Origin of the sequence: Arthrobacter sp. efr-133-R2A-120 (genome assembly GCF_030209835.1) — a bacterium.
Lineage (GTDB): Bacteria > Actinomycetota > Actinomycetes > Actinomycetales > Micrococcaceae > Arthrobacter.
In genome coordinates this window covers 1-3,159 of sequence record NZ_JARVRF010000025.1, presented here as the reverse complement: position 1 = coordinate 3,159, position 3,159 = coordinate 1, and the positions used below count along the sequence as shown (strand labels likewise).

2 protein-coding genes are annotated in these 3,159 nt (G+C 65.6%); both read right to left on the bottom strand.

The window, feature by feature from the left end:
* Positions 1–43: 43 nt before the first annotated feature.
* Positions 44–1,999, bottom strand: a complete 1,956-nt coding sequence (locus QRN52_RS13510; RefSeq protein WP_284753275.1) for a tyrosine-type recombinase/integrase — start codon at positions 1,997–1,999, stop codon at positions 44–46.
* Positions 1,996–3,051: a tyrosine-type recombinase/integrase gene (locus QRN52_RS13505; RefSeq protein ID WP_284753273.1), complete on the bottom strand. Its 1,056-nt coding sequence runs from the start codon at positions 3,049–3,051 to the stop codon at positions 1,996–1,998. The genes QRN52_RS13510 and QRN52_RS13505 overlap by 4 nt, the downstream gene beginning before the upstream one ends.
* Between the last annotated feature and the right edge of the window lie 108 nt (positions 3,052–3,159).

Sequence of the window (3,159 nt, the reverse complement as noted above, 5' to 3'; positions counted from 1 at the left end):
TTAACCGGCCTTCGCGTCTGGGTCAAGCTTGGGTTTATTGCTGTCAGGCCTTTAGCCGGTCCAGGTGTTTCTGGAGGCTGGTGATGACGCGGGCGTGTCTGGCCACTTCGCTGTCCCAACCGCGCTCGAGCGCGTCTTCTCTGAGTTCGGTTTCATCGTGTATTTGCGCCTCGATCTGGGGAAGGAATTCGGTGCTGGTGGTGTAGTTGTCGCATTGTTCGCAGATGTTGGCGTAGGGGCAGGCTTCGGCAGCGAGGTGGCGCGAGCAGTACCCGTGGGCGACGCGGGTCTTGAGCATTTCGCTGTGGAGCCATTCGATGCGTTCGGGCACGACCGGCCGGTCGCTGACCACCAGGGGAAGTTGCCGGCTTTCGCGGATCCTGGCCATCGCCGAGTCGTATGAGGCCCGGACGGTGGTGTCGGCGAGGTGGGCGTAGCGGGTTGTCATCTCTGGGGTGACGTGGCCCAGCAGCGCCATGAGGGCCTGTAGGGTCATTCCGGCGTTGACCAGTTCGGTGGCATAGGTGTGGCGGAGCTGGTGCGGGGTGACGTGTTCGGGTGTTCCGCCGGGGCGGACGAGTCCGGCAGCCCGCACCGCGTCGTCAAGGCCGCGGCGGATCCGGGTTGCTCCGATTCGGCTGCCGCGCAGGGTGAACAGGAAGTCTGCTGGGCGGCCGGTGCGCGGATGGGGCAGTGCCCGCTGGGAGCCCCGCTCGCCCATCCATTGGTCCAGGGCCGCCAGGGTCGCGTCATCGAGAGGGACCACGCGCTCGGTGTTCAGCTTGCCCAGCGGGACCTTGAGCCAGGTGCCGTGACCGGGCAGGTCCCAGAGACAGTCGAGCTCGAGATCAAGCAGTTCCCCGAGCCGCAGGCCGCCGCCTCGCAGCAGTGTGATCCCGGCCCGGGCGGCGGTGTCGGGGAGCTTCGCGACGGCTTTCATCAGGGCGCTGTCTGTTTGTGGGGCCAGCGCCCTGGGCAACGGCGCTGGCGGCCGCGGGATGTCCGCGCGGTGGACAACGGTCTCGGCTGGCCGGTCGGCCCATCCCCAGGCGGTGAGGTCATCGAAGAAGCTGCGCAGGTTGATCACGGCGTGCATATGGTGGGTGACCGAGATCCGTTCCCCGCGTCCCCGCCGTCCTTGGGAAAGCCGGGTTGCATCCCAGGCCAGGAATTCTTCGAGGTGCGCCCGGGTGAGGCCCGTCAGTTCGCGGCATTCGGGGTGTTTCCCGGAAAGCCAGACTGTCAGCAGGGTCAGGTGTTCGGCCCGGGAGGTAACAGTGGCAGGGCGCAGTGTCGCGGCGATGGTCGTGAGGTAGCGGGCGATGACGGGGCGGATCAGTGGTTGCGGCACCGTCTCAGCCCGTTGCGCCGGCGTCCGTTCTCGGCGGTTGGGGTGAACGGGCGGAATGTCCGTGACTCCTAGCTGATAGCAGAGCTTTCGCAGGCAGCGGTGCTGACCGCCAAGGACTCGCCGCGTGCGCGGCGCCAGCAGCGTCGATGCCGAGATAGCCTGCTCCACTGCATCCAGATCGGCCTCCGTCATGGATTGCAGGTCGACGCCGCGGGTCATGCAAAGCAGCGGAAACGCGTTGCCGATGACGCGTTGTTCCCATTCCGCGCTCCAGTCGAACGTCGTGGCCGCCCGGCTAACCGCGGTGTCGTCGTCTGGATGCAGCCGGGACCAGAGCGAGAAATGAGTGCCCTTGCCTTTGAGTGTGAGCAGTTCCAGATCGGGGACAAGCCGGCCGGTGGCAAAGCACCAGGACAGGAAGGGCCAGGCGTCGAGGCGTTTGATCTGTAGCAGGCGTTCGGCGACGGGACGACGCATCCACTCCATGGGATTCGGGTAATTGTTCAGAAAGGCGGCCGCATGCCGGCGGCGCAGGTATTTTGCCTGCGGACCGCAGGAAAGTTCCGCGACGAACCCGAAGTAGTCCTCGCACAGATCTGTATCACCGGGCGCCGGCCGGAGGAGGGGTTTCGTGACAGTAGACATCATGACTCCAATCGTGATCTGGCAGCCGCGTACTCCTCGGCCAGCGTTGTTGCCGACAGATGGACATAGCCGGCGGTCGTCTCCGGGCTGGCGTGGCCCATGAGGTCGCGCAGCACCAGCAGGTCGATTCCGGCAGCGGCGAGTTCCGTTCCATAGGTATGGCGCAGCCGATGCGGACGCACCAGCGGGGTGCCTGCCCGCAGCCGGTGGGTGCGGAAGATCCGCCGTAGACCGGCTTCGGTCAGGGCACGGCCGGTGGTCGGTCCGCGCAACACCACGAAGCATTCCCGGGCAGTGCAGCCGGCCGGGCGCTCGGTGCGCAGGTAGGAGGCCAGTTCGGTGAAGAATGACGGGTCGACCGGCACGACACGTTCCTTTCCTCCCTTGCCCTTAACCCTGACCCTGCGCAGACCAAAATCAACGTTGGCCAGCGGCAGCAGTCGTACCTCTGACGCGCGCAGTCCGCCCAGCAGCATCAACAGTGCCATCGAACGATCGCGGGCGGTCAGCAGATCGGCGATGAAAACGGCGACCTGCGCAGGATCCAGGGCAAAGGGAAGCCTCTTCGCTTCACGCACCAGCTTGCCCCCGCCCCGCTCACGGCCCTTGCCTAGATGCCCGAGTAGCCCGCGCCGCATGGCCCGGAAACCGGAAGAACGCCGCGCCGCGGGGACCGGGTTCTCGTTCACGGCACCGGCTATCACGGCGTAGTCGTACAGGCTCCGAACTGCGGCAATCCGCCGGTTCATCGTCGCCGGTGCCGCGCCCGTGCGTGAAGTGAGCCGGACAACCGTGCCGCCGGAATTCTTCTGCGGCTGCTGCTGCCAATCGAGGTAATCGAACAGATCAGTCGGGGCGACATCTGCCAGTCCGAGCCGTCGCTCCATGAGAAAACGCAGGAAGTTCAACAGGTCGAACGCATACGCCCGGCGCGTTGCGGGCGAGAAATTCCTTGTCGTCAGATGGGCCAGGAATCCGTTGACCAATTCCCCGGTGGCGTCAGCGGCGCCTGTGAGAATGTGCCCGTCCTCTGACGTGGCAACCTGTAGTCCCATTCGTCCTCCTCCGGGCAGGACTGTTTCCAGTCTCCTACCCGCACGACGGCATCCGAGGCTTCTGGAAATTCGTGGCGTGTCCGGTCATCGAAGGCCGGTTAACTGATT